This is a genomic window from Dyella sp. SYSU CM1112 (assembly GCF_058216415.1).
In genome coordinates, this window is sequence record NZ_JBZEGI010000127.1 from 1 (window position 1) to 277 (window position 277).

Below are 277 nucleotides of genomic sequence, written 5' to 3' on the forward strand. Positions count from 1 at the left end.
GAAACATTCTCGCTTACATACATCGCCAGCAGTGCTCTCGCATCTTTCTTCGCGACAGCTTGCTGATAGCGGCTCCATAGCGCATGCAAGTCGGCTAGATCGTGACCTTCCACGGACAGGCTGGGCGGCGTAGCTCCGATGGCTGGGACTGCCATGGCCATCGCGGCGACCACGGCGAATAGCTTGTAGGTTCGCCTCTTCATTGAACTCTCCCCTAACGCGTCCAACCGGTACGCTCAGAACTCGACCATGGCCGCGGATCGGAGTTCCGTATGAG

At 58.5% G+C, this 277-nt stretch carries 1 protein-coding gene; it reads right to left on the reverse strand.

Going from position 1 to position 277, the window contains the following annotated elements; translation table 11 throughout:
- Positions 1 to 203, reverse strand: a 203-nt coding sequence (locus tag AC4HNJ_RS21915) for a hypothetical protein (RefSeq protein WP_490481731.1), incomplete at its 3' end; no start/stop codon positions are given.
- Between the last annotated feature and the right edge of the window lie 74 nt (positions 204 to 277).